The organism is Variovorax sp. SG517 (assembly GCF_013376045.1).
GTDB lineage: Bacteria > Pseudomonadota > Gammaproteobacteria > Burkholderiales > Burkholderiaceae_C > Variovorax.
This window is the reverse complement of sequence record NZ_JABMJG010000002.1, coordinates 278,676-304,316: the sequence shown is the minus strand read 5'-3', so window position 1 is coordinate 304,316 and position 25,641 is coordinate 278,676. Positions and strand designations below refer to the sequence as shown.

The following is a 25,641-nucleotide window of genomic DNA, read 5'->3' as shown; positions in this document are numbered from 1 at the left end:
GCAAGCAACACTCCATAACTCCAAGAAAAGCCAACTTATGACCCGAAGAATGATCATCATGATCGGCTGCGTACTGCTGGTGGTCGCCGTGCTCGCGTTCGGCAAATTCATGCAGATCCGCGCGCTGATCGCCGCCGCGCCCAAGCCGGCGCCGCAGACGGTGTCGACGGCCGAAGTGCAGAAGCTGCAGTGGCAGTCGCAGTTCACCGCGGTCGGCACGCTGAACCCGGTGCGCGGCGCCGACCTCAGCACCGAAGTGGCCGGGCTGGTGCGCACGGTGCATTTCAAGTCGGGGCAGGACGTGAAGGCGGGCACGCTGCTGGTCGAGCTCAATGCCGATTCCGACGTCGCCCTGCTGCACTCGGCGGAGGCCGCCGCCGCGCAGGCAGCCATCGTGCTCAAGCGCGACCAGGCGCAGCTCGCGGTGCAGGCCGTGAGCCAGGCGCAGATCGACGCCGACACCAACGACCTGAAGGCCAAGCGCGCGCAGGTCGAGCAGCAGGCCGCCGTGGTCGCGAAGAAGTCGATCCGCGCGCCCTTCTCCGGCCGCCTGGGCATCACCGCGCTCAACCCCGGCCAGTACGTGAACGCCGGCGACAAGCTGGTCACGCTGCAGACACTGGACCCGATCTACGTCGACTTCGCCCTGCCGCAGCAGCAGCTCGCGGGGCTGGAAGTGGGCCAGGTGGTGAACCTGTCGGTCGACACCTTCCCGGGCCAGAGCTTCAGCGGCAAGATCAACGCGATCAGCCCCAAGGTGGACGCCGCCACGCGCAACGTGCAGGTCGAGGCCACCGTCTCCAACCCGAAGCAGCAGTTGCTGCCCGGCATGTTCGCCAACGTGAAGATCGACGTGGGCGGTGTGCAGGAGCAGCTCACGCTGCCTTCCACCGCCGTCACCTACAACCCGTACGGCTCGACCGTGTACGTGGTGAAGGAAGCCGAGCCGCCCAAGGAAGGCGCCGCGGGTGCGCCCGCCCAGCCGGCCAATCCATCGGGTGCGAAGCAGCTCGTCGCGCAGCAGGTCTTCATCGAGACCGGCGCCACGCGTGGCGACCAGATCGCCATCGTCAAGGGCCTCGCGGCCGGCCAGGTGGTAGTGAGCAGCGGCCAGAACAAGCTGAAGAACGGCACGCCGGTGGTGGTGGACAACAGCGTCCAGCCCGCCAACAACCCGGCGCCGAAGCCGCAGGAAAAGTGAGGTCGCACGCATGAACTTCACAGACATCTTCATCCGCCGGCCGGTGCTGGCGATGGTGGTGAGCCTGCTGATCGTGGTGCTTGGGCTGCGCGCGCTGGCCGGCCTGCCGGTCAACCAGTACCCGAAGACCGAGAACGGCGTGGTCACCATCACCACCGCCTACTTCGGCGCCGACGCGGCCACGGTCGCGGGCTTCATCACGCAGCCGCTGGAGGCCGCCGTGTCGCAGGCACAGGGCATCGACTACCTGTCGTCGTCGAGCAGCCTGGGCGTGTCGACCATCACCGCCACGCTGCGGCTGAACTACGACTCCAACCGCGCGCTGACCGAGATCAACACGCAGGTCGCCTCCGTGCGCAACCAGCTGCCGCCGCAGGCGCAGCAGCCGGTGCTGACCGTTGCCACGGGCCAGACCACCGACGCGATGTACATCGGCTTCTACAGCGACACGCTGCCCAACAACAACGTCACCGACTTCCTGGTGCGCGTGGTGCAGCCCAAGCTCAACGCCATTCCGGGCGTGCAGACCGCCGAGATCCTCGGCGCGCGCACCTTCGCGCTGCGAGCCTGGCTCGACGCGCAGAAGATGGCCGCCTACGGCGTGACCGCCACCGACGTGAGCGCGGCGCTGGCCGCCAACAACTACCTCGCGGCCGTGGGCCAGAGCAAGGGCCAGATGGTGAGCGTGCCGCTCACGGCCGGCACCTCGCTGCACAGCGTGGACGAGTTCAAGCAGCTTTCGGTCAAGAGCGCCAACGGAGCCATCGTGCGGCTGCAGGACGTGGCCAACGTGACGCTGGGCTCCGAGAACTACGACTTCAACGTGGCCTTCAACGGCGTGCGCTCGGTGTTCATCGGCATCAAGGTCGCGCCCGAGGCCAACATCCTCGAGGTGGCCAAGCAGGTGCGCACGGTGTTCCCCGACATCCAGGGCCAGCTGCCCACGGGCCTGACCGGCAAGATCGTCTACGACTCGACCGACTTCATCAACACCTCGATCAGCGAAGTGATCAAGACGCTGGTGGAGGCGCTGGTCATCGTGACGGTGGTGATCTACCTGTTCCTGGGCAGCCTGCGCGCGGTGGTGGTGCCGGTGATCGCGATGCCGCTGTCGCTGATCGGCACCTTCTTCATCATGCTGGCGCTGGGCTACTCGATCAACCTGCTCACGCTGCTGGCGCTGGTGCTCGCCATCGGCCTGGTGGTGGACGACGCGATCATCGTGGTGGAGAACGTCGACAGGCACATGCGCGAAGGCAAGTCGCCGCTGCAGGCCTCGCTGCTCGCGGCGCGCGAGCTGGGCGGCCCCATTCTGGCGATGACGGTGGTGCTGGTGGCGGTGTACGTGCCCATCGGCTTCCAGGGCGGGCTGACCGGCTCGCTCTTCACCGAGTTCGCCTTCACGCTCGCGGGCTCGGTGGTGGTGTCGGGCATCGTGGCGCTCACACTGTCGCCGATGATGTGCTCGCGCTTCTTCAAGCCCGAGCAGGACAGCGGAAAGTTCGCGATGAAGATCGAGCACGTGTTTGAGCGCGTGCACCACCGCTACCAGCTGATCCTGCGCGGCGTGCTGAAGACCTGGCCGGTGATGATCGTCATGGGCGCGATCCTGGTGGCGCTGCTGTTCGTGATGTTCAAGATGTCGAAGTCGGAGCTCGCGCCCGAGGAAGACCAGGGCATCGTGCTGTCGCAGGTGGTGGGCGCGCCCACGGCCACCATCAACCAGATGCAGACCTATGCCGACCAGATCTTCAAGGTCGCGCACGACACGCCCGAGTACGCACAGCTCTTCCAGCTGACCGGCGTGCCCAGCACCAACGCGGGCATCGCGGGCGTGCTGCTCAAGCCATGGGACGAGCGCATCCGCAGCGCGCACGACATCCAGACCGACCTGCAGAAGCGCTGGAACGGCATTGCCGGCGCGAAGGTGGTGGCCTTCCAGTTCCCGGCGCTGCCGGGTGCCTCGGGCCTGCCGGTGCAGTTCGTCATCAAGACGACCGAGCCCTTCGAGAACCTGAACACCCTCGCCCAGCAGATCATGGACAAGGCGCGCGCCGACGGAAAGTTCTACTACATCGACGCCGACCTGAAGATCGACCTGCCGCAGGCCTCCGTGGTGGTCGACCGCGACAAGATCGCCACGCTGGGCATCACGCAGCAGGACGTGGGCAACGCGATGGGCGCGGCGCTGGGTGGCGCCTACGTCAACTACTTCTCGATCTCGGGCCGCTCGTACAAGGTGATCCCGCAGGTGCAACAGGTCGACCGGCTGAACCCCTCGGACGTGCTGAACTTCTACATCAAGACGCCCAGCGGGGTGGTGCCCGCCAGCACTGTAGCGAGCCTGAAGTACAGCGTGCAGCCGGAGACGGTGAACCACTTCCAGCAGCTCAACTCCGTGACCATCCAGGGCGTGCCCAGCGGCACGCAGGGCGAGACGCTGGAGTACTTGCGTGGCCTGGTGCAGCAGATGGCGCCCAGCGGCTACACGGTGGACTACTCGGGCCAGTCGCGCCAGTTCGTGCAGGAGTCGGGCAACTTCGCCATCACCTTCGTGTTCGCGCTGATCATCGTGTTCCTGGCGCTGGCGGCGCAGTTCGAGAGCTTCCGCGACCCGGTGGTGATCCTGGTGTCGGTGCCGCTGGCCCTCTTCGGCGCGATGATCTTCATCTTCTGGGGCTTCGCCTCGATGAACATCTACACGCAGGTGGGCCTGGTGACCCTGATGGGCCTCATCAGCAAGCACGGCATCCTGATCGTCGAGGTGGCCAACCGCCTGCAAAAGCAGGGCCTGAGCAAGCTCGACGCCATCGTGGAAGCCGCCGGCACGCGCCTGCGCCCCATCCTGATGACGACCGCCGCCATGGTCTTCGGCGTGCTGCCGCTGGTGATCGCCTCGGGCGCCGGCGCCGCGGGCCGCAAGGCGATGGGCATCGTGATCTTCAGCGGGCTGTCCATCGGCACGCTGTTCACGCTCTTCGTGGTGCCGGCGATGTATCTGTTCATCGCGGCGCGGCACGCGAAGGAAGAACATCCGGCCGCAGAGGCGCCGGTGCCTGCGGCGCTTCCGGGGCAAGGCTCAGGTCCAGTGGCCCCCGAAGCCTGAGCGGTTCGCCCAAACAGAAAGAAGCCCGTGGTCCCTGCGACTGCGGGCTTTTTTTCAGGCTCCCCAGGCTCTCGTCTCTACGGCCTTTCAGTCGCAGCGGTAGACGACCTCTCCGGCAGGAACGCCCCGCGCCGGATCTTCCGCACCCTGGTTGGCAAGATAGCGCATCGGCGCCCCGAAATTGCGGCAGTAGTTCTCGGCATCCTGCGCGGTCGGCGACTTGTAGACGCCGTCGCCAAGCGAGGTATAGCGAGGGGCCGTCCGAGTGACACATCCGGCGGCCAGCGCAGCCAGGACGAGAACTGAAAAAGCAATGAAGGGGCGCATCGGAAAAAGCAGTTGCGGCAGACGCAACCGGAAATGGGAAGCGGCGACTTTAGCCGCTTCGCAAGAGGATGAACTCACCGCCCCAAGCGGATGTCGACCTCAGCCTTCCTCCAGCCGCCTTCGGCGCCCGCAAAGGTTGCCCACGCCCGGCTCTTTGCGCCGGCCAAGAAAAAATCCTCAGGCACCGCTGGTGCATGAGGATTTCGAAGAGGGTCTGGTAGGACGTACTGGATTCGAACCAGTGACCAACGGATTAAAAGTCCGCTGCTCTACCAACTGAGCTAACGTCCCGAGCCATTTTTCTGCTCTTTGCCGAAGTGATATCCGGCAAAGCCAAAGATTATAGCGCGAGCTTCGACGCTATTTTGTCCAGAACCCAGCCGGCCGCACATTGGCCGAAAGTCGCGGTCACGCTGACCACCGATCCGTAGCCATGGCAGTTGAGCGTGCCGTCGCCGCTTTCGATGGCACAGGAGGCGTCGGGCGGTGCCACGCTTTCGCGGCTGAACACGCAGGCGACGCCGATCTTGCGGCCTTCGCGCGGAGCGCCGTGTTCCTTGCGCAGGCGCTGGCGCAGCTGGGCCAGCAGCGGGTCGTGCGTGACGAGCGACAGATCTTCGATGTCGACCTTGTGCGCCTGCCGCTTACCGCCCGCGGCGCCCACCGTGATGAAGGTGGCGCGCGACGCGCGAGCCCATGCGGCCATCGCCACCTTGGCCTTCACCTGGTCGCAGGCGTCGATGACGGCCGTCGCCGGCCCGTTCGCGGCCTGCGCCGCATCGAGCAGCGACAGCCAGTTGCCGGGCTCGACGAAATCGTCGATGGCCTGCACCTTGCATTCGGGGTTGATCTGCGCGATGCGATCGCGCATGGCCTCCACCTTGGCCTGCCCCACGGTCGCGTCGAGCGCATGGATCTGGCGGTTGATGTTCGACTCCGACACGTGGTCGAGGTCGATCATCGTCAAGCGCCCCACTCCGCTGCGCGCCAGCGCCTCGACGGCCCACGAGCCCACGCCGCCGATGCCGACCACGAGCACATGCGCTTCGCGGATGCGCGCGGCACCGGCCACGCCGTACAGCCGTTCGAGCCCGCCGAAGCGGCGCGCAAAGTCAGGCGCCGCGGTGTCGGTGACGACATCCGCGGCGGCCGGAGCAAGAGTGGTGATGGACGCGTTGGCGATGATGGTGCTCAAGCGGAATGCTCCGCCCGCATCAGCGCAGGCGCGAGAGACGTTCGCGGCCGGCCTGCGCGGCTTCGGACTGCGGGTAGGCCTTGGTCAGGTCTTCCAGCGTGCGGCGAGCGGCGCGCGTGTCCTTCAGCTCGATCTGGCAGTTCGCGATCGACAGCACGGCCTCGGGGGCCTTGGCATGGTCGGGCGCGAGCGAGAGCATGGAGCGGAAGTTCGCGATGGCCTCGTTGTAGTTGCGCGTGGCGTACTGCGCATTGCCCAGCCAGAACAGCGCCGAGGCGTTGTAGCCGCTTTGCGGGTAGCGCTTGACGAATTCGGCGAACGCGGTCTGCGCCTGCGCGAACTGGCCCGAACGGAACACGCCGAGGGCAGCCTCGAAGTCGGCCTTTTCCTTGGGATCGGCATTGAACTCGCGGCCGTCCACCGACACCTTCGATGGCTCGCTCTGCTTGAGCTTGTCGTCGATGGTGGTCTGGCGCGACTGCATTTCGCTCAGCGTGCGCGTGAGCTGCTCGTTCTGCCCCGTCATGCGGGCCAGGTCGCCGCGCATCTGCTCGATCTGGTTCTGCAGGTCGAGCAGGCTGCGGCGCAGCTGGCCGTTCTCGTCGGTCAGCCGCTGGTCGGTCTGCTGGCGCATGGCCTCGACGCGCTGGCGCAGGTCGAGGATGGCGCGGCGAGCCTCGTCATCCTCGAACAGCGCGGCCTGCGATGCCGCCGAGACACAAAGCAAGGCAACGGCCAGCGCCGCGCCTCTCAGCATGACGCGTGGCATCACCGGGTGTAGCGGATTTCGGCGCGACGGTTCTGCGCCCAGACTTCTTCACCGGAGCCGGTGACTGCCGGCTTTTCCTTGCCGAAGCTCACGGCCTCGATCTGGCCGTCGTTCACGCCCAGCAGGGTGAGTGCGCGGCGCACGGCTTCGGAACGCTTCTGGCCCAGCGCGAGGTTGTACTCGCGGCCGCCGCGCTCGTCGGTGTGGCCTTCGATAGAGATGCGACGCTGCGGGTTGGCCTTGAGGAAACGGGCATGGCCGTCGATCAGCGACTGGAACTCGGGCTTGACCGTGTAGCTGTCGTAGTCGAAATACACGATGCGCTCGACGCCCACCGGGCCCTGCGCGGTACCCGCGGTCGGGTCGATGGTGACAGGTGCCACGTTGCTGGCGCCCTGCTGGCCGCCGGCCGTGCCGGAACGGTCAGTCACCGGCGTTTCGTTGAGCTTGGTGCCCGACGAGCAACCGGCGATGAGAGCCACGATGGCCAGCGAATAGATCGTACGTTTCAACATTTTTGAAAACTCCTCAAATAAACCTTAGTCATTGCTTTTGAAACGGACCCCAGTCCGGTTCCCTGATGTCTCCCGCCTGTCCCGCCAGTCGTGCTTTTATTTTTCCATCGAGCGTGGTCGTCATCAGGGCTTCGCGGCCTTGCAACTGCGTTGCGTAGACGATCAGCTTGCTGTTCGGAGCAAAACTCGGACTTTCGTCCGCGGAGGTGTCGGTGATCGCGCTCACGCTGCCGGTAGCCAACTCCATCACATGGAGTTTGAAGGCGCCGCCTACTCGCGAGATGTAGGCCAACCACCGGCCATCGCCGCTGACGGACGGAGAGATGTTGTAGGTGCCGCTGAAGGTCACCCGGGTCGGGCTGCCGCCGCTGGCACTCATCTTGTAGATCTGGGGAGCGCCGCCGCGGTCGCTCACGAAGTAGATCGTGCCGCCGTCGGCCGAGTACACGGGCTCGGTGTCGATGCTGGAGCTTTGAGTCAGGCGACGCGGTTCGCCGCCGCTTGCCGGAATGGAGAAAAGCTGCGAGCCGCCGTCGCGGCTGAGCGTGACGGCCAGCGAATTGCCGTCGGGTGCCCAGGCCGGGGCGCTGTTGGAGCCCTTGAAGTTCGCGAGCAGGCGGCGCTGGCCGGTGGCCACGTTGTGCACGTACACGACCGGCTTGCGCGACTCGAAGGACACGTAGGCCAGTTGCTGGCCGTTGGAAGACCAGCACGGCGAGATGATCGGTTCGGGGCTGGCGAGCGCGGCCTGGGCGTTCTCGCCGTCGGCGTCGGCCACCCACAGCGAATAGCGGCTGCCGGCCTTCGTGACGTAGGCAATGCGGGTCGAGAAGATGCCCTTTTCGCCGGTCAGCTTCTCGTACACGTAGTCGGCGATGCGGTGCGAAGCCAGGCGCAGGTCGCCCTGGGGAACGATGTAGCTCTGGCCGCCCAGGTCCTGGCCCTTCACCACGTCCCACAGGCGGAAACGCACGTCGAAGCGGCCGTCGGCCAGCCGGGTGACGCTGCCGACCACAAGCGAATCGGCCGTGCGCTGGCGCCACAGGGAAAGATCGGGGCGCGATGCCTCGTCCAGAGCCTGTCCCGATGCATCGACGCCGCGGAACTGGCCGCTGCGCTCCAGGTCGGCCTGGACGATGTCGGAGATCTTCTGCGGGGAGGACTCCTGCCCCTTGAACGGGACGAGCGCGATCGGCAGCTGCGTGAGCCCAACACCGGAAACCTCGACCCGGAACTGGGCCAGAGCAGGAATCATGGGGGTGGCAGCGAGGGCCGCTATGAGGGTGCGGCGGGCAAATAACGATGAAGAAGGAGTTGGAATTGGAGCTGGCAACGGCTTGTTCATTCGGTTCGGAGAGGTTTCGGGGTGAAAAGTTCTCCCCGGCTTCAACGGGCGACATGTTACACACTGGCCGAGGGGCGCCGTCACAAAACGTTTATCCGTCGGCACGGTCCTACAGAGGCGGCAGCCGCAGGCCTGCAAAGGCCCGCCCCGTAGAATCCGCCGCCATGCAAGCATCCCCCGGCGGCGAGAACGCGCGCCCTCCCCTGATGCGCCGCCTGGCGCGACTCATGACATGGTTCGGCGGCTCCCGCCAGTGGTGGGCCCTCGGACTGATCGGGGCGCTGCTCGCTGCAGTCACCGAGCCGCTGATGGCGGCCCTGCTCAAGCCCCTGCTCGACCGGGGCTTCACGCGCGGCGAGATGCCGCTGTGGTTCGTGCCCGCCGCGGTGCTGCTGCTGTTCGCGGTACGGGGCATCGCGCAGTTCATTTCGCAGTACGCGCTCTCGCGCATCGCCAACGAAGGCATGCAGAAGCTGCGGCGCGTGCTGTTCGAGCGGCTGCTCGGCGCCGAACTCGCGCTGTTCGCCCGGCAGTCGGCCAGTGCCCTGTCGAACACGGTTGTCTATGAAGTGCAGACCGGCGCCATGCTGCTGGTGCAGGCGCTGCTCGGCCTCACGCGCGACGGCTTCACGCTGGTTGCCTTGCTGGGCTACCTGATCTACCTGAACTGGAAGCTCACGCTCATCGTCGCCTTCCTGGTGCCCAGCATCTCGTGGATCATGAAGGTGTTCTCCAAGCGGCTCTACCGCCTGACCCAGCAGGGCCAGCAGGCCACCGACGAGCTGGCCTACGTGGTCGAGGAGAACGTGCTCGCCCACCGCGTGGTGCGCCTGCACGGCGCCGAAGACGCCCAAGGCCGCCGCTTCGAACAGCTGAGCCAGCGCCTGAACCGGCTGGCCGTGAAGTCGACCATCGCGCAGGCGGCCACCACGCCGCTCACGCAGATGATGGCCTCGCTGGCGCTCTCGGTGGTGGTGATGATCGCGCTCTGGCAAAGCGGCAAGCAGGGCTTCACCGTGGGCGGCTTCGTCGCCTACATCACGGCCATGCTGATGCTGATCGCCCCCATCCGCCGGCTGGCCGAGGTGGCCGGCCCCATCACCCGCGGCCTCGCTGCGCTGGAGCGCGGGCTGATCCTCATCGACGAAGTGGCACCCGAATCGCAAGGCAGCTTCACCCTCGAACATGCCCAGGGCCGCATCGAGCTGCGCAACGTGAAAGTCAGCTACCGCGGCGACGACGAGCCTCGCGCGCTCGACGGCGTGAGCCTGACCATCGAGCCCGGGCAGGTGGTGGCCTTCGTCGGCCCTTCGGGTTCCGGTAAGACCACGCTGGTCAACCTGCTGCCGCGCTTCGTGCAGCCCAGCAGCGGCCAGGTGCTGCTCGACGGCCACGACACCAGCGAATGGCAGCTCAAGAGCCTGCGCGCCCAGTTCGCGATGGTGAGCCAGGACGTGGTGATGCTCAACGACACGCTGGCCGCCAACGTGGCCCTGGGCGCCGAGATCGACCGCGAGCGCGTGCAGCAATGCATAGCGGCTGCCAACCTGAGTTCGCACGTCGAGAACCTGCCCCAGGGCATCGACACCGTGCTGGGCCACAACGCAACGCAGCTCTCCGGCGGCCAGCGCCAGCGCCTCGCCATTGCCCGCGCGCTCTACAAGAACGCGCCGGTGCTGCTGCTCGACGAGGCCACTTCGGCCCTCGACACCGAATCCGAACGGCTGGTACAGGACGCCCTTCAGCGCCTGATGCAGAACCGCACCACGCTGATCGTGGCGCACCGCCTCTCGACCGTCCAGCACGCCGACCGGATCATCGTGATGGAGCGAGGCCGCATCGCCGAGCAAGGCAGCCACGAGCAACTCATGGCGCTCGACGGGCTCTACGCGCGCCTGCAGACGCTGGCGGTGCGCAGCGCCCCGCCAGGGCAGGATCCGACGCTTTGAACGACCTGTTGTGCTGCTTCAGAGCAGCACGATGTCGTACTGCCCCTGCCCGATCGCCGGCTCGGCCCGCAACGAGATCGGCTTGCCGATGAAATCGCTCAGGCCCGCGAGGTGCTGGCTCTCCTCGTCGAGGAACAGTTCGATCACCTGCGGCGACGACACGATGCGGAACTCGCGCGGCGTGAACTGCCGCGCCTCGCGCAGGATCTCGCGCATCACGTCGTAAGCTACGCTGCGCGCCGTCTTCACGATGCCCTGTCCGCCGCAGGCGATGCAGGGCTCGCACAGCATGTGCGCCAGGGATTCGCGCGTGCGCTTGCGCGTCATCTCCACCAGCCCGAGCTGCGAGAAGCCGCCCGCCGTGGTCTTCACGCGGTCGCGCGCGAGCTGCTTGCGGAACTCCGCCAGCACCTGCTCGCGGTGGTCGTCGCGGCCCATGTCGATGAAGTCGACGATGATGATCCCGCCCAGGTTGCGCAGCCGCAGCTGCCGCGCGATGGCCTGCGCCGCTTCGAGGTTGGTCTTGAAGATGGTGTCGTCGAAGTTGCGCGCGCCGACGAAGCCACCGGTGTTCACATCCACCGTGGTCAGCGCCTCGGTCTGGTCGACCACGAGGTAACCGCCCGACTTCAGGTCGACCCGCCGGCCCAGCGCCTTCGCGATTTCCTCGTCGACCGAATACAGGTCGAAGATCGGCCGCTCGCCCTTGTAGTGCTGCAGCTTGCCCGCTGCCTTGGGCATGTATTCGAGGCCGAACTTCAGCAGCAGCTCGAACTGCTCGCGCGAATCGATGCGGATGGTCTGCGTTTCCTCGCCGGTCATGTCGCGCAGCACGCGCTGCAGCAGGCTCAGGTCCTGGTGCAGCAGCGACATCGGCGGCATGCGCATGGAGGCGTCGCGAATGCGCGACCAGGTCTTTCGCAGGTAGGCGATGTCCTCGGCCAGTTCGGAGTCGCTGGAATCCTCGCCGTTGGTACGCAGGATGAAGCCGCCCGTGTTGGCCGGCACCACGCCGCCGCTGTCGGCCGCCGCGGCTGCCTCGATCAGCGCGAGCATCCGATTGCGCAGCGATTCGCGCTGCTCCGCCGGGATCTTCTGCGACACGCCGATGTGGTTGTCCTGCGGCAGGAACACCAGCAGCCGGCCGGCAATGCTGATCTGCGTCGAAAGCCGCGCGCCCTTGGTACCGATGGGGTCCTTGATGACCTGCACCAGCAGCGACTGGCCCTCGAACACCTGCTTCTCGATGGGCACCATCGGCCCGCCGTTGCGGTGGTCGCGCTCGGGTGCCGGCGCGCTGGGGCGCGAACCCGGCGTGAACGGCGCGACGATGTCGGCCACGTGCAGGAATGCCGTGCGCTCCAGGCCGATGTCGATGAAGGCCGACTGCATGCCCGGCAGCACGCGCGACACCTTGCCCAGGTAGATGTTGCCGACCAGCCCGCGCTCCAGCGTGCGTTCGACGTGCAGTTCCTGCACCGCGCCGTGCTCGATCAGCGCCACGCGGGTCTCCTGTGGAGACCAGTTGATCAGGATGTCTTGACTCATAGGCTCACCCCCCAGGCTGCGCGCACTTCGTGTCGCTTCGCCCACCCCCCTGCAGGGGGGCGCCGCCAGCGGCCCGGCGAAGCCGGTTCCGCGGCGGCCCTGAAAAAGAATGTGGTCTTGAGTGTCATGGCGTGTTCACTTGAGCATCCCCGCCTGCCGCAAGAGTTGTGCGGTCTCGAACATGGGGAGGCCCATGATGCCCGAATAGGAGCCGCTGATGTGCTCGACGAACGCCGCCGCCGCGCCCTGGATGGCGTACGCGCCGGCCTTGCCCAGCGGCTCGCCGCTTTCGGCATAGCGGGCGATCTGCGCCCTGGAGAGGTCGGCGAAGCGCACGCGCGACACGCTGAGCGCCGCATGGCTCTTCCTGCCGTGATGCAGCGCAACGGCGGTCAGCACGCGATGCGTGGTGCCGGAGAGCATCCGCAGCATGCGAGCGGCGTCCTTTTCGTCTTCCGGCTTGCCGAGGATGGTGCGGCCGAGCGCGACCGTGGTGTCGGCGCAGAGCACCGGTGCTTCGGGCAGGCCGCGCCCGCGCATCCGGGCCACGGCGGCGTCGAGCTTCAGGCCGGTGACGCGCTGCACGTAGGTGGCTGGGGCCTCGTTGGGCAGCACGGCTTCGAGCGACTCAGCATCCTCGTCGGCATCGGCCAGCAGCAGTTCGTGGCGAACGCCGAGCTGGCCGAGCAACTGGGCGCGGCGCGGGCTCTGCGAGGCGAGGTAGATGAAATCCGGCAAGGTTCAAGTCTCCTGTGGCGTCGGCTGCTCGCCGGCCACGATGTGGTTCCAGACCAGCCCCTGCGGCAGGCTCGCGGGTCCGAACAGAAAGTGAAGGACACGCCGGCGCGCCGGCGACTTCGCACGCGACGAGGCGTGCAGCAGCAAGGGGCGCATCAGCAGGGCATCGCCGCGCGCCGCCGTGCAGACGGTTTCGCCATGGGCGAATCGCAGGGCCTGTGCTTCGTCGGCGTCCAGCCGGCCCGCGCGGTGGCTGCCCGGAACAACACGCAGCGGCCCCGCGTCGGCGCCGCAGTCGTCCAGATGCACCCGCACGGCGAGCAGCGACTGCAGCACGTCGATCGGCGGCTGCACATACGGCTCGCCCTCCTTGACGACGGCGGGCATGCCGGCGCCCGAGGCCGGGATTGACGTGTCCTGATGCAGCGCGACCAGCCAGTTCCTGTCGGGTGTCTTGTCGAAGAGCGTGCATTGCACGGCGACCGACGACGCATCGAGCACGCCCATGCCGAAAAGCCGCGCCTTCAGTTCGATGGCCATTTCGCTGCACGGCGGATGAGCCAGCAGATTGCGGCTGCCCGCCGCCTGCCCCAGCCATTGATCCAGCGACCGCGCCGCGGCATCGAGCAGCCCGGGCTGCACCAGCGCCGGCACCGACGCATGGCCTCTTTCCTCGAGCAACGCGACCTGCCCGTCGGCGCTGGTCATTCGCGGTGGTAGGGATGACCCGCGTTGACCGACCACGCACGGTACAGCTGCTCGACCAGCAGCACCCGCGCCATCGCGTGCGGCAGCGTAAGGTCCGACAGGCGGATGCGTTCGTGGGCCGCGGCCTTGAAGGCCGGGTCGAGCCCGTCGGGCCCGCCGATGACCAGGGCGACGTCATCGCCCTCGCCCTGCCAGGCCTGCAGGCGCGCGGCCAGCGCCTTGGTGGTCAGCGCCGTGCCGCGCTCGTCGAGCACGACGATGCGCATTCCACGCGCGATGGCGCCTTCGATGCGCTCGCGTTCGGCGGCGTAGAGGGTTTCCAGCGTCTTGGAGCCGCGCGGCTCGGTCTTGACGGCGCGCAGTTCGAGCTTGAGCTCGGGCGGAAAGCGCTTGGCGTAGTCGTCCCAGGCAGTCTGAGCCCAATCGGGCATGCGCTGCCCGACGGCGACCACCAGCAGCTTCATGCGCGGCGGGCTGGCGCCTTCCTGGCGGCCGTGGTCTTCTTCGCTGCGGGCTTCTTGGCGGCGGGCTTGCCCACGACCTTGACCGGCACGCGCGCGGTGGTGGTTTTCTTGGCGGGCGCCTTCTTGGCGGCGGTTTTCTTGGCCGGTGCCTTCGCAGCCTTGGCTTCCTGCTCGGCTGCGCGGATCGCGGTCTTGGCGGCGCTGGAGCGGCGCAGCGTCGGTTCCTTGGCGGCCTTCTCCTTGGCAGCCTTCTTTTCCTCGGCGCCAGCCTTGGAGGCCGTGGCTACCGCCGGCTTGGTGCCGCCGAGCTTGGCACGCACCGGCTTGTCGCCCCAGATCTCTTCGAGGTGGTAGTACTGGCGGATGGCGGGCTGCATGATGTGCGCGACGGCCGAGCCGCAGTCCACGATGATCCATTCGCCGTTGTCCTCACCCTCCACGCGCGGCTTGGCGAAGCCGGCTTCGCGCACCGCGTCGCGCACGCTGGCGGCCAGCGCCTTCGTCTGGCGGTTGGAGGTGCCCGAGGCAACGATCACGCGCTCGAAAAGCGGCGAGAGATGCTCGGTGTCGAATACCTTGATGTCCTGCGCCTTGACGTCTTCGAGGCCATCGATGATGGCTCGCTGGAGTTTCTGGGTGTCTTTCTTTGCGGCGGCTTCAGTGGTCATCAGGCAGAGCGGTAGAGGTGGTGTTGGTCAATATAGCGTGCAACCGTGGACGGAACCAGCGAGGAAATGTCCACGCCGAGCGCCGCACGCCGCCGGATCTCGGTGGCGCTGATGTCCATGGGAGGCAGTTCGAGCGCCTCGAAACGCGCGCCGGCCGGGAGGCCGGGAAGCGTTTTCGGATCAAAACGGGCAGTGCTGCCCGTCGATAGTGCGCGATACGCTACAGAAACAATAGCAATGCCGAGTATATCCTGCCAGCCGTGCCAGGTCGGCAGCGCACTCGCCTGGTCGGCGCCCATGATCAGCACCAGCTGCGCGCCGGGCTGCTCGCGCTGCAGTTCGTGCAGTGTGTCGAGCGTGTAGGTGGGGCCGTCGCGCAGCACTTCGCGGCTGTCGACGACCACCGTGCCCTGCAGCCCGCCGAAAGCCAGCCGCGTCATGGCGAGCCGATCTTCCTTCGGCGTGAGCGCCCTGCTCTTGTGCCAGGCCTGGCCGGTGGGAACTACATGCAGTTCGTCGAGATCGAGTTGCGCCAGCGCGGCTTCGGCGAGCGCCACATGGGCGTTGTGCGGCGGATCGAATGCGCCGCCGAAGACGCCGATGCGGCGCGGTGCCTTGCCGGAAGAAGAGTTCACAGCCAGTCGCGTCGCACGATGAAGTCGCTGTAGAGAGCGGCCTCGGGGCTGCCCGGCTCAGGCTGCTGCTGGTAGGCCCAGCTCGCCAGCGGCGGCATCGACAGCAGGATCGATTCCGTGCGCCCGCCCGATTGCAAGCCGAAGTGCGTGCCGCGGTCCCACACGAGGTTGAACTCCACGTATCGGCCGCGCCGATAGAGCTGGAAGTTGCGCTCGCGCTCGGTGTAGGGCGTGTTGCGGCGGCGCTCGACGATCGGCAGGTAGGCCGGCAGGAAGCCGTCGCCCACCGAGCGGATCATTGCGAAGCCGTTCTCGAAGCCGCCTTCGGAGAAGTCGTCGAAGAAGATGCCGCCGACGCCGCGCTGCTCGTTGCGGTGCCTGAGGAAGAAATACTCGTCGCACCAGGTCTTGAAGCGCGGGTATTTGTCGTCGCCGAAAGCAGCGAGCGAATCGCGGCACACGGTGTGGAAGTGCACCGCGTCTTCCTCGAAGCCGTAGCATGGCGTGAGGTCCATGCCGCCGCCGAACCAGCACACCGGCTCGCCGCCTTCCGGAAGCGCGGCGAGCATGCGAACGTTCATGTGCACGATCGGCATGTACGGATTGCGCGGATGGAACACCAGCGACACGCCCATCGCCTCGAACGGCGCGCCCGCCAGCTCAGGACGGTTCTGCGTGGCCGAGGGCGGCAGCTTCGGCCCGCGCACCTGCGAGAAGCCGCAGCCCGCGCGCTCGAAGAGTTCGCCGCCTTCGAGGATGCAGGTCAGGCCGTTGCCCTGCAGCGGCTCGCCCGGGGCCTTCTGCCAGGCGTCGCGCACGCAGGCTCCGCCGTCGGCCTTCTCGACCGCCGCGATGATCGACTGCTGCAGTCCGCGCAGGTACTCGCCGACCGCCGCCGGATTGGTCTGCTGCATCAGGAGCCGTGGGGGTTGCGCGCGTGGATCGCGCGGAATCCGATGTCCTTGCGGTACTGCGCGCCATCGAACTGGACGCGCGCCGCGACCTCATAGGCCCGCTGCTGCGCCTGCTTCACGCTGTCGGCCAGCACGGTCACGCAGAGCACGCGGCCGCCGCTGGTCTTGAGCTCGCCGTTGTCGAGCGTGGTGCCCGCATGGAACACCACCGCGTCGGGCGCTTCGGCCGGAATGCCGGTGATGCGGTCGCCCTTGCGCGGCGAGAGCGGATAGCCGTGCGCGGCCATCACCACGCCCAGCGCCACGCGGCGGTCCCACTGCAGCTCGACCTGGTCGAGCGTGCCGTCGGTGGCGTGCCAGAAGACTTCGAACAGGTCGGACTTGAGCCGCATCATGATCGGCTGCGTCTCGGGGTCGCCCATGCGGCAGTTGAATTCGAGCGTCTTGGGGTGGCCGGCCGCATCGATCATGAGCCCGGCGTACAGGAAGCCGGTGTACGGGATGCCGTCCTTCTCCATGCCGCGGATGGTCGGCAGGATGATCTCGCGCATGGCGCGCGCATGCACCTCGGCCGTGACCACCGGCGCGGGCGAATACGCGCCCATGCCGCCGGTGTTGGGGCCTTCGTCGTTGTCGAGCAGGCGCTTGTGGTCCTGGCTGGTGGCCAGCGCGGTCACGTTCTTGCCGTCGCACAGCACGATGAAGCTGGCTTCCTCGCCCTGCAGGAACTCCTCGATGACGACGCGCGCGCCGCCTTCGTTGTGCGACACGCCGAACTTGTTGTCGACCAGCATGAAGTCGACCGCCTCGTGCGCTTCCTGCGCGGTCATGGCAACCACCACGCCCTTGCCGGCGGCCAGGCCGTCGGCCTTGACGACGATGGGGGCGCCCTTGGCGTCGATATAGGCGTGCGCGGCAGCGGCGTCAGTGAATGCCTCGTACTCCGCCGTCGGAATCTTGTGGCGCTTCATGAAGGCCTTGGAGAAGGCCTTCGAGCTCTCGAGCTGGGCAGCCGCCTGCGTGGGGCCGAAGATGCGCAGGCCGTGCGCACGGAACTCGTCGACCACGCCGGCAGCCAGCGGGGCCTCTGGGCCGACCACGGTCAGGGCGATCTTTTCCTTGATGGCCCACTCGCGCAGCGCAGCGGGCTCGGTGATGTCGATGCAGTCGTAGCGCTCGTCGCTCGCCGTGCCGCCGTTGCCCGGCGCCACGTACACGCGGCTCACCCTGGCAGCCTGCGCCAGTCGCCATGCGAGAGCGTGTTCGCGGCCCCCTCCCCCAATTACCAGTACCTTCATTCGCGGGCCTTCATTTCTCGCTGTGATTCAACAAACATTCATTCGGCGTCGCCAGGTCACTCGGACAGCGAGGCGTTGTGATACACCTCCTGCACGTCGTCCAGGTCCTCGAGCACGTCGAGCAGCTTCTGCATTCTTGCGGCGTCCTCGCCGGTCACGTCCACGGTGTTTTCGGCACGCATCGTGACTTCGGCGGCGTCGGGCTTCAGGCCGGCGGCTTCGAGCGCGTTCTTCACGGCCTCGAAGTCGGCCACGGAGGTGATCACCTCGATGGCGCCGTCGTCGTCGGTAATGACGTCTTCCGCGCCCGCTTCGAGCGCCACTTCCATCACCTTGTCCTCGCTGGTGCCAGGCGCGAAGATGATCTGGCCGCAGTGCTTGAACTGGAAGGCCACCGAGCCTTCGGTGCCCATGTTGCCGCCGTGCTTGGAGAAGGCGTGGCGCACTTCGGCCACGGTGCGCACGCGGTTGTCGGTCATGGTGTCGACGATGATCGCCGCGCCGCCGATGCCGTACCCTTCGTAACGAATTTCTTCGTAATTGACGCCTTCGAGGTTGCCCGTGGCCTTGTCGATGTTGCGCTTGATGGTGTCGATGGGCAGGTTGACCGCCTTGGCCTTTTCAACCGCCAGCCGCAGCCGGGGGTTGGCGCCCAGGTCGGCGCCGCCGGCACGGGCGGCCACCGTGATTTCTCTGATGGCGCGGGTCCAGAGCTTGCCCCGCTTCTCGTCCTGGCGGCCCTTCCGGTGCTGAATGTTCGCCCATTTGCTATGTCCGGCCATGGCTTTCTATCTCGCTGTCCTGTGTTTCTGTGTCAATCCGAGCAGCCCCGAGTTTACTGTCCGGCGCACACAACGCCGGGCCTGGAGGCCGGAATTCGGGTCAATGCTTTTGGTGATAATTGTTCGATGACGCCATCGCCTTCCGTCGGGCCCGGGAATCCCGACACCCCGTCGCACGCCCCCTTGCCGCAGCGCCACGAGACCCATCTGCGCGTCGAGCGCCTGTCGCTGCCGGCCAGCCTGGCACTGGCGGCCGACGGCAAGGCCCCCTTCGCCGCGCTGGGCTACGGTACGCCGCACGGCGTGGCATGGATGCCGACCGTCAACGCACGCGTGCTCTCGGCCAACGGCGCCATGGCCGACGTGTGGCATGCGAGCGGCCCCCGGATCAAGTCCGGCACCACCGGCATCGCGCGCTGGCGCACCGACGGGCACTGGCTGCTCGGCGCCATCGACCTCGACGAATCCGCCGAGAAGCAAGGCCTGGCTGAACTCGCGCACCGCGCCTATCGCGACCTGTTCAAGACACTCGACCAGGCCGGCACGCCGCACCTGCAGCGCATCTGGAACTACCTGCCCCAGATCAACGCCGACGGCGGCGGGCTGGAGCGATACCGCCAGTTCAACCTCGGACGGCAGGAAGCCTTCCTCGAAGCCGGCCGCGCCGCCTTCGAGGGCGCCCCGGCCGCCTGTGCCCTGGGCATCCACCAGGGCGCGCTGTCGGTCCGTTTCCTGGCGGGACAGCGCGCGCCGCTGCCGGTCGAGAACCCGCGGCAGGTCTCGGCCTACCGCTATCCCGAAACCTACGGGCCGCGCTCGCCGACCTTCTCTCGCGCCGCGCTGGCGGACATCGGCGACGGCAACATCGCCCTCTTCATCTCCGGCACCGCGAGCATCGTCGGCCACGAGACCGTGCACCACGGCGACGTGCAGGAACAGACGCGCGAGACGCTGCGCAACCTGGAGGCGGTGATAGCCGCCGCCAACGAGCGCTGCAGCGCGAAGTTCTCGCTGGCCGAACTCGACTGCGTGGTCTACGTGCGGCATCCGTCCGACACCGAGACGGTGCGCGGCATCCTCGAAGGCGCGCTCGGCGCCGATGCGCCCATGGCGCGCCATGCCGTGTACCTCGAAGCCGACATCTGCCGCAGCGACCTGCTGGTCGAGATAGAGGCCCACACGGCCGCGGCCGGCGAACTGCGGGCCTGACCGGTCGTCGTCCGACCGCGCCTCGCCCGACCTACCGATCCAATGACCCGCGTGCTGAGATTTCTCACATCGATTCCGCTCGCGTTGATGCTCTACGCGCTGCTGCTGTTCCTGGGCCTGATCTCCCTGGTCTGGAACGTCTTCGCCATGCTCATCCACCCGGTGATGCCGGCGGCGCCCGCCCGCACGCTGGGCCGCATGACCATCGCCTTCGCCTACCGCATGTTCTGGTGGCTGGCCTCGGTGACCGGCATGATGCGCATCGACGCCACCTGCCTCGACCCGATGCGCAAGGAGCCCGGCGTGATCTTCGTGGCCAACCACCCGACGATGCTCGACGCGCTGCTGCTGGTGGCGCGGCTGCCGCGCAGCGCCTGCATCATGAAGGCCGACCTGATGGGCAACATCTTCCTCGGCGCGGGCGCCCGGCTGGCGCGCTACATCAGCAACAAGTCGGCCCGCACCATGGTGCGGCTGGCGGTGAACGACCTGCGCAACGGCGGCCAGCTGGTGATCTTCCCCGAGGGCACGCGCACGGTGACGCCGCCGCTCAACCCCTTCCGCCCCGGCACCACGCTGATCGCCAAGCTGGCGCAGGCGCCCATTCAAACCGTGTTCATCGACACCGACTCGCCCTATCTCGCCAAGGGCTGGCCGCTGTGGCGCGTGCCGCCGCTGCCCATCGTCTTCAGGCTGCGGCTGGGCAAGCGCTTCGCGCCCACGCAGGACAGCGACGTGCTGCAGGCCGAGCTCGAACAATATTTCCGACAAAACATGGAACAGCGCGCCACCGACGCGTCCCCCGAATGCCAGACGCCTCGCGCACACACCTTGTCCTGATCCCCAGCTACAACACCGGCGAGCGGCTGTTCTCCACGGTCGCCGCCGCCCGCGCGCAGTGGAGCCCGGTGTGGGTGGTGATCGACGGCAGCGACGACGGTACCGGCGAGCGCCTGCAGCAGATGGCCGAGGGCGACCCGGGCTTGCGCGTGTGGGTACTGCCGCAGAACCAGGGCAAGGGCTCGGCGGTGCTGCACGGCCTGCGCGCCGCGAAGGAAGCCGGCTTCACCCACGCGCTGACGATGGACTCCGACGGCCAGCATCCCGCCGACCTGATCCCGGCCTTCATGCAGTCCTCGCTGGCTCGCCCCGAAACGATGGTGCTCGGCCGCCCGGTGTTCGACGCCAGCGCACCGCTGCTGCGCGTGCGCGGGCGGCGCGTGTCGAACGGCTGGACGCAGCTCGAGACGCTGTTCGCGGGCGTCGGCGACTCGCTCTACGGCTTTCGCGTGTATCCCGTGGCCGACCTGATTGCGGTGATGGCGCGCCAGCCCTGGATGCGGCGTTTCGACTTCGACACCGAGGCCGTCGTACGGCTGGCCTGGCGCGGCGTCAAGCCGGTCAACATCGACGCGCCGGTGAAGTACCTGACGGCCGAGGAAGGCGGCGTTTCTCACTTCCGCTATGGCCGCGACAACGTGCTGCTCACGTGGATGCACACACGGCTGATGGTCGAGTTCGTGCTGCGCCTGCCCCTGCTGCTGCTGCGCAAGCTGGCGAAGAAGCCGCCGTTCCAGGACTGATGTCTTCTTCCCTCTCCCCCCTCCCCCTGGGAGAAGAGGGAGCAATGCGCTACGACGCCTCGGCCGCTCCGCCCAGCGCCTTGTATAGCGTCATCGTGGCGTTGAGCTGGTTCAGCCGGTTCTGCGCCAGCGATACCTCTGCCGTGCGGCGCCTGTCCTTCGCGTCGAGCACCGGCTGCAGCGCGGTCGCGCCGGCGCGGTAGCGCACCTCCGACAGCCGCTCGGCGCGCTGCGCCTCCTGCAGCGCCAGCGCAAGCTTCTCGCTTTCCGCGCGAAGCTGTGCGCGCGACGAGAGCGCGTTCTCGACCTCCGACAACGCCGTGTAGAGCGACTGCCGGAAGCCCACCACCGCCTCTTCGTACTGCGTCTGCGATACCGCGACGGTGAGCCGCGCGGTGTTCCACTGCAGGAACGGCAGCGTCAGCCCCGCGCCCAACGTGCCCACGGGGTTCTTCAGCAGCTCGCCCAACGCGGTGCTCGAGGTGCCCAGGGAGCCCGTCAGGCTCAGCGCTGGATAGAAGCCGGTTCGCGTGGCGTCGACGTTCGCCAGGGCGCCTCGCAGCCGCTGCTCGGCGGCGCGCAGGTCCGGACGGCGGCCTAGCAGGCTCGCGGGCAAGCCGGCATCGATGACAGGCAAGGCGGTGTCCGGCAGCTGCGTCGGCTCGGCGGCCATCTGCTGCGGCGGCTGGTCGAAGATGATCGCCAGCGCGTTGCGCGCCTCCACGCGCTGCTGCAGCAACTGCGTGTGCGCGGCCTCCTGCGTGGCGAGGTTCTGGCCGGCCTGCGCCACGTCCAGCCCCGACACCGCGCCCGCCGCGTACTTGACCCGCGCCAGCGCGAGGATGCGCCGGCCGTCCTCCATGCCCGCCTCGCTGAGCGCGATGCGCTGGTTCAGATAGCCGGTCTGCCAATAGGCGCCCGCCGTGGTGCCGATCAGGGCGAGCGCCGTGGCCTGGCGGTCGGATTCGGTGGCCTTCAGCTCCCAGTCGGCGGCACTGCGCACCGCGGAGAGCCGGCCCCACAGGTCGAGCTCGTAGCTCAGCGTCACCAGCGAGCTCGACGCGGAACCGGCCACGCCGCCGCGCTTGAGGTCGTAGCTGCGGCTGGTGCTGGCCTGCCCGACCACGCCGGGCGTGAGGTTCGTGTTCGCCAGCCCGGCCTGCAGCTGTGCGCGCTGCACGCGGATGCCCGCCGCGGCCAGGTTGTTGTTGGTGCGCAGCGCGTTGTCGATCAACTGGTCGAGCTGCGGATCGTTGAAGGCCTTCCACCAGCCGGACGAGAGCATCGCCGCCGCGCTGCCCGAGCCGGGCGACTGCTGCCAGCCCTGCGGAATATCCAGTGGGCGCTGCGCCCTCTGCTCCGGCTGAAAGAGGGTGCAACCGCCAAGCAGCAGCACGGCCGCCGCCACCGCCGACGAAAGAAGAGGCGCCTTATTCACGAGCCAGCGCCTCGATGGGATCCAGCCGAGCCGCGTTGCGCGCCGGCAGGTAGCCGAACAGCACGCCGATCAGCGACGCGCAGAGAAATGCCGAAACCACGGCGCCGATTGAAAAGATCATCTGCCATTGCTTGACGAGAAGCGAGAAGAGAAAGCTGATGCCGTACGAAAGCGTCACGCCGATCAGGCCGCCCACCAGGCACACCAGCACCGCCTCGGTCAGGAACTGCTGCAGCACGTCGCTCTGGCGCGCCCCCACTGCCATGCGGATGCCGATCTCGCGCGTGCGCTCGGTCACCGACACCAGCATGATGTTCATCACGCCGATGCCGCCCACCACCAGCGAGATCACCGCGATGAGCGACAGCAGCAGCGTGAGCGACTGGCTGGTGCGCTCCGCCGTCTTGACGATGCTGTCCATGTTGAAGGTGAAGAAATCCTTGGTGCCGTGGCGCAGCGCGAGCAGTTTGACGATGCTGTCTTCCGCCGCCTTGGTCGGCTGGTCGTCGCGGATGCGCACCGTGATGTTGTCGAAGTGCTGCTGCCCGAAGAGCCGGCTCGCGCCGGTGCTGTAGGGCAGCCAGAGGTTGAGCGACTTGTTGCCGTCGCCGAACACCGTCTTCTTCTCCTGCGCCACGCCGATCACCGTGCACGGCAGGCTGCCCACCAGGATGATCTTGCCCACCGGCTCGGTGCCGTCGGGAAACAGCTTGCGCCGCGTGTTCTGGTCGATCACCACCACCTGCGACTGATGACGCACGTCGGAGGCGGTGAAGGCCGCGCCGCTGGCCATCTGCATGTCGCGCACGCGGAAGAAACTGTCGCTCACGCCGTTCACGGTGCCGTTGATGTCGACGCTGCGGTAGCGCAGACGCAGGCTGCGCGAGGTGGTGGGCGTCACGCTGTGCACGTAGAGCTGGGCCGCGATGGCGTCGAGGTCCGAAGGTATGAGCGTGCGGATGCTGGTGGCCTTGTCGTCGCCGAAGTCGCGGCCCGGATACACGTCCAGCGTGTTGGTGCCGATGGCGCGGATGTCCGACAGCACGTAGCGCTTGGCGCCCTCCCCGATCGCCACGATCGACACCACCGAGGTGATGCCGATGACGATGCCCAGCATCGTGAGCGCCGTACGCATGCGGTGCGCCATCATCGAGCGCCAGGCCATGCGGAAGGCTTCGGCGAAGCGGGCCCAGCCGGTGCTGAAGCGGGCGATACCGAGCCTGGGCTTCGTCATCGCCGTGGGGGCCGCGGCGTCGGCTTGCGCAGCCGGCTGCGTGGGCGCGGTAACGCTCGGCACGTTGGGCCGGTCGCCCACGATCACGCCGTCGGCGATCTCGATGATGCGTTCGGTGCAGCTCGCCACCTGCATGTCGTGCGTCACGATGATGATCGTGTGGCCCTGCGCGTGCAGCTCGCGCAGGATGCCGATGACCTCCTGGCCGCTGCGGCTGTCGAGCGCGCCGGTCGGCTCGTCGGCCAGGATCACCTGCCCGCCGTTCATGAGCGCGCGCGCGATGCTCACGCGCTGCTGCTGGCCGCCCGACAGCTGGCTGGGCCGGTGCTCGGTGCGGTCGCCCAGCCCCAGGCGCGCGAGCAGTTGCCGCGCGCGCGATTCGCGTGCCTGGCCGTCGGTGCCGGCGTAAACAGCGGGCACCTCGACGTTGCCGGTGGCCGTCAGGTGCTGCATCAGGTGGTAGCGCTGGAAGATGAAGCCGAAGTGCTCGCGGCGCAGTTCGGCGAGCGCGTCGCTGTCGAGCGCGCCCACGTCCTGGCCCGAGACGGTGTAGGTGCCCGTGCTCGGCCTGTCGAGGCAGCCGAGGATGTTCATCAGCGTCGACTTGCCCGAGCCCGAGGCGCCGACGATGGCCAGCATCTCGCCGTCGCCGATGTCGAGGTTCACGTCCTTGAGCACCTGCACTTCCTGCTCGCCCGAGGGAAAGCTGCGGCCGATGCCCCGCAGGCTCAGCAGTGGCTTCTTCGGTTCCTGCAGCATCAGCGCTTGCCCCGGCCGCCGCTGTCGCCGGTTTCGCCGCGCTCGGGCACTGCGGAGGCATCGCCGGTGATGACGTTGTCGCCCTCCTTCAGGCCTTCGAGCACCTGCGCCTGGAAGTTGTTGGAGATGCCCACGCGCACCTTCCGCTTTTCCACGGTCTGGTCGGCCTTGAGCACGCGCACTTCCTGGCGGCCGTCCTTGTCGCGCTCGCCGAGCGCTGTCAACGGCACGGTCAGCGCCTGCTTCGCCTCGCCCAGCAGGATGGCGACCTGCGCCGTCATGTCCACGCGCAGCGTTCGGTCGGGGTTGGGCACGTCGAAGAGCGCGTTGAAGAACACCGCGTTGTTGATCTTCTCCGGCGAAGGCTGCACCGCGCGCAGCGTGCCGTGGTAGCGCTTGTCGGGGTCGCCGAGGATGGTGAAGTACACCGGCTGGCCCGGCTTCACGCGCACCACGTCGGCTTCGGAGACCTGCGCCTTGACCGTCATGGTGGACAGGTCGGCCAGCTTCATCAGCGTGGGCACCTGGAAGGCGGCGACCACGGTCTGGCCTTCGAGCGTGTTGATGGAGACCACGTCGCCGTCGATGGGCGCCACGATGCGCGTGTAGGAGAGGTTCTGCTGCGCCGAGGCCACGGCCAGCTTCTGCTGGCGGATCTGCGCCTCGAGCGACACCGCGTCGGCGCGCAGTGCGCGCAGCTCGGCGTCGGCGCTTTCCATGTCCTGCTTCGCGGCCGCATCCTGCGCGAGCATTTCCTGCTGGCGCGTCCAGGTGAGTTGAGCCTGCTTGACGCGCACCTCCTTGGCCAGCTTCTGCGCCTGCAGGTTGTCGAGCTTGGCCTGCTCCTGCGCCAGGGTGTTCTGGGAGATGACGGGGTCGATCTCGGCAAGCCAGTCGCCCTTCTTCACCGTCTGCCCGAGCACCACCTTCAGCGACTTGAGCTGGCCGCTCACCTGCGCACCCACTTCCACCTGCTTGAGCGCCTGCAGCACGCCGGTGGCGAGCACGGCGTTTTCCAGGTCGGTGCGCTGCACGGTGGCGGTGAGGTATTCACTCTTCTGCGCCGGCCTCAGCAACGAGGAGCCAATGATGGCCAGCACGATGAAAACGGCAATGCCGATCAGGTATTTGCGCGATCGCCGGGGCGGTTTATTGGGCATGCAAAGGAAAAGGAATGAAGGCGCCAGGGCGGGTTGTTTCGCTCGAGGAATTCGGCGCCAAAAAAGAAACTACGCGGGTTTTCGCACAATCCTAGC

At 67.5% G+C, this 25,641-nt stretch carries 23 protein-coding genes and 1 tRNA gene; 6 read left to right on the top strand and 18 right to left on the bottom strand.

Annotated features, from left to right (window positions below; genetic code table 11):
* Nucleotides 1–49 precede the first annotated feature (49 nt).
* Together FHT32_RS06945 and FHT32_RS06940 are read left to right on the top strand one after the other, a co-directional pair.
* Nucleotides 50–1,201 carry an efflux RND transporter periplasmic adaptor subunit gene (locus FHT32_RS06945; protein ID WP_176663905.1) on the top strand — a complete coding sequence of 384 codons (1,152 nt, stop codon included), beginning with the start codon at nt 50–52 and terminating at the stop codon, nt 1,199–1,201.
* Nucleotides 1,202–1,211: 10 nt separating this feature from the next.
* Nucleotides 1,212–4,307 (top strand): efflux RND transporter permease subunit, encoded by a 3,096-nt coding sequence (locus FHT32_RS06940; RefSeq protein WP_256098909.1) that lies wholly within the window; start codon nt 1,212–1,214, stop codon nt 4,305–4,307.
* Nucleotides 4,308–4,394: 87 nt separating this feature from the next.
* Here the strand turns inward: FHT32_RS06940 and FHT32_RS06935 are convergent, their stop codons facing one another.
* From FHT32_RS06935 to tolB, 6 genes are all read right to left on the bottom strand, one after another.
* A complete protein-coding gene (locus tag FHT32_RS06935; RefSeq protein ID WP_256098908.1) occupies nt 4,395–4,712 on the bottom strand; it encodes a hypothetical protein in 318 nt (105 codons plus the stop codon).
* 137 nt (nt 4,713–4,849) lie between these two features.
* Nucleotides 4,850–4,925: transfer RNA gene (locus FHT32_RS06930), tRNA-Lys, on the bottom strand.
* Nucleotides 4,926–4,974: 49 nt separating this feature from the next.
* Nucleotides 4,975–5,802, bottom strand: a complete 828-nt coding sequence (locus FHT32_RS06925; RefSeq protein WP_371132155.1) for a ThiF family adenylyltransferase — start codon at nt 5,800–5,802, stop codon at nt 4,975–4,977.
* Nucleotides 5,803–5,848: 46 nt separating this feature from the next.
* On the bottom strand, nt 5,849–6,598 hold the full coding sequence (gene ybgF / locus FHT32_RS06920; RefSeq protein WP_176663904.1) for a tol-pal system protein YbgF: 750 nt from the start codon (nt 6,596–6,598) through the stop codon (nt 5,849–5,851).
* Nucleotides 6,598–7,113 carry a peptidoglycan-associated lipoprotein Pal gene (gene pal / locus FHT32_RS06915; protein WP_176663903.1) on the bottom strand — a complete coding sequence of 172 codons (516 nt, stop codon included), beginning with the start codon at nt 7,111–7,113 and terminating at the stop codon, nt 6,598–6,600. The genes ybgF and pal overlap by 1 nt, the downstream gene beginning before the upstream one ends.
* A 28-nt stretch (nt 7,114–7,141) precedes the next feature.
* Complete coding sequence (tolB, locus tag FHT32_RS06910; protein WP_218088120.1) at nt 7,142–8,368, bottom strand: Tol-Pal system beta propeller repeat protein TolB; 1,227 nt, start codon at nt 8,366–8,368, stop codon at nt 7,142–7,144.
* 254 nt (nt 8,369–8,622) lie between these two features.
* Between tolB and msbA the strand changes: the two genes are divergently transcribed.
* Nucleotides 8,623–10,407 (top strand): lipid A export permease/ATP-binding protein MsbA, encoded by a 1,785-nt coding sequence (gene msbA / locus FHT32_RS06905; RefSeq protein ID WP_176663901.1) that lies wholly within the window; start codon nt 8,623–8,625, stop codon nt 10,405–10,407.
* Nucleotides 10,408–10,425: 18 nt separating this feature from the next.
* Here msbA and rng read toward each other — a convergent pair whose 3' ends face one another.
* The 9 genes from rng to FHT32_RS06860 all read right to left on the bottom strand — a co-directional run bounded on the left by rng (nt 10,426) and on the right by FHT32_RS06860 (nt 18,162).
* Complete coding sequence (rng, locus tag FHT32_RS06900) at nt 10,426–11,955, bottom strand: ribonuclease G (protein ID WP_176663900.1); 1,530 nt, start codon at nt 11,953–11,955, stop codon at nt 10,426–10,428.
* Nucleotides 11,956–12,090: 135 nt separating this feature from the next.
* On the bottom strand, nt 12,091–12,693 hold the full coding sequence (locus FHT32_RS06895; protein ID WP_176663899.1) for a nucleoside triphosphate pyrophosphatase: 603 nt from the start codon (nt 12,691–12,693) through the stop codon (nt 12,091–12,093).
* 3 nt (nt 12,694–12,696) lie between these two features.
* Nucleotides 12,697–13,401 (bottom strand): phytanoyl-CoA dioxygenase family protein, encoded by a 705-nt coding sequence (locus tag FHT32_RS06890; protein WP_176663898.1) that lies wholly within the window; start codon nt 13,399–13,401, stop codon nt 12,697–12,699.
* The gene (gene rlmH / locus FHT32_RS06885; protein ID WP_126181685.1) at nt 13,398–13,865 is read right to left on the bottom strand and encodes a 23S rRNA (pseudouridine(1915)-N(3))-methyltransferase RlmH; all 468 of its coding nucleotides are present in this window, start codon (nt 13,863–13,865) and stop codon (nt 13,398–13,400) included. Before rlmH ends, FHT32_RS06890 begins: the two co-directional genes overlap by 4 nt.
* Nucleotides 13,862–14,533, bottom strand: a complete 672-nt coding sequence (gene rsfS, locus FHT32_RS06880) for a ribosome silencing factor (protein WP_176663897.1) — start codon at nt 14,531–14,533, stop codon at nt 13,862–13,864. The genes rlmH and rsfS overlap by 4 nt, the downstream gene beginning before the upstream one ends.
* Nucleotides 14,533–15,168 (bottom strand): nicotinate-nucleotide adenylyltransferase, encoded by a 636-nt coding sequence (gene nadD, locus FHT32_RS06875; RefSeq protein WP_176663896.1) that lies wholly within the window; start codon nt 15,166–15,168, stop codon nt 14,533–14,535. Before nadD ends, rsfS begins: the two co-directional genes overlap by 1 nt.
* The gene (gene hemF / locus FHT32_RS06870; RefSeq protein ID WP_176663895.1) at nt 15,165–16,082 is read right to left on the bottom strand and encodes an oxygen-dependent coproporphyrinogen oxidase; all 918 of its coding nucleotides are present in this window, start codon (nt 16,080–16,082) and stop codon (nt 15,165–15,167) included. Before hemF ends, nadD begins: the two co-directional genes overlap by 4 nt.
* Nucleotides 16,082–17,380, bottom strand: a complete 1,299-nt coding sequence (gene purD, locus FHT32_RS06865; protein ID WP_176663894.1) for a phosphoribosylamine--glycine ligase — start codon at nt 17,378–17,380, stop codon at nt 16,082–16,084. Before purD ends, hemF begins: the two co-directional genes overlap by 1 nt.
* Before the next feature lie 56 nt (nt 17,381–17,436).
* Entirely contained in the window at nt 17,437–18,162 is a 726-nt protein-coding gene (locus tag FHT32_RS06860; protein WP_176663893.1) for a YebC/PmpR family DNA-binding transcriptional regulator, read from the bottom strand.
* Between the two features lie 126 nt (nt 18,163–18,288).
* On the opposite strand from FHT32_RS06860, the gene FHT32_RS06855 reads away from it, so the two are divergent.
* The 3 genes from FHT32_RS06855 to FHT32_RS06845 are packed head-to-tail and all read left to right on the top strand — an operon-like array spanning nt 18,289 to nt 20,954.
* Nucleotides 18,289–19,371, top strand: coding sequence for a Rid family hydrolase (locus tag FHT32_RS06855; protein WP_256098907.1), 1,083 nt, complete (start codon nt 18,289–18,291; stop codon nt 19,369–19,371).
* Between the two features lie 42 nt (nt 19,372–19,413).
* Nucleotides 19,414–20,211 carry a 1-acyl-sn-glycerol-3-phosphate acyltransferase gene (locus FHT32_RS06850; RefSeq protein WP_176663891.1) on the top strand — a complete coding sequence of 266 codons (798 nt, stop codon included), beginning with the start codon at nt 19,414–19,416 and terminating at the stop codon, nt 20,209–20,211.
* Nucleotides 20,178–20,954, top strand: coding sequence for a glycosyltransferase family 2 protein (locus tag FHT32_RS06845; RefSeq protein ID WP_176663890.1), 777 nt, complete (start codon nt 20,178–20,180; stop codon nt 20,952–20,954). The genes FHT32_RS06850 and FHT32_RS06845 overlap by 34 nt, the downstream gene beginning before the upstream one ends.
* Before the next feature lie 49 nt (nt 20,955–21,003).
* Here the strand turns inward: FHT32_RS06845 and FHT32_RS06840 are convergent, their stop codons facing one another.
* The 3 genes from FHT32_RS06840 to macA are packed head-to-tail and all read right to left on the bottom strand — an operon-like array spanning nt 21,004 to nt 25,545.
* Entirely contained in the window at nt 21,004–22,392 is a 1,389-nt protein-coding gene (locus FHT32_RS06840; protein WP_176663889.1) for an efflux transporter outer membrane subunit, read from the bottom strand.
* The gene (macB, locus tag FHT32_RS06835; RefSeq protein ID WP_176663888.1) at nt 22,385–24,385 is read right to left on the bottom strand and encodes a macrolide ABC transporter ATP-binding protein/permease MacB; all 2,001 of its coding nucleotides are present in this window, start codon (nt 24,383–24,385) and stop codon (nt 22,385–22,387) included. The genes FHT32_RS06840 and macB overlap by 8 nt, the downstream gene beginning before the upstream one ends.
* Nucleotides 24,385–25,545 (bottom strand): macrolide transporter subunit MacA, encoded by a 1,161-nt coding sequence (gene macA / locus FHT32_RS06830; protein ID WP_176663887.1) that lies wholly within the window; start codon nt 25,543–25,545, stop codon nt 24,385–24,387. The genes macB and macA overlap by 1 nt, the downstream gene beginning before the upstream one ends.
* Between the last annotated feature and the right edge of the window lie 96 nt (nt 25,546–25,641).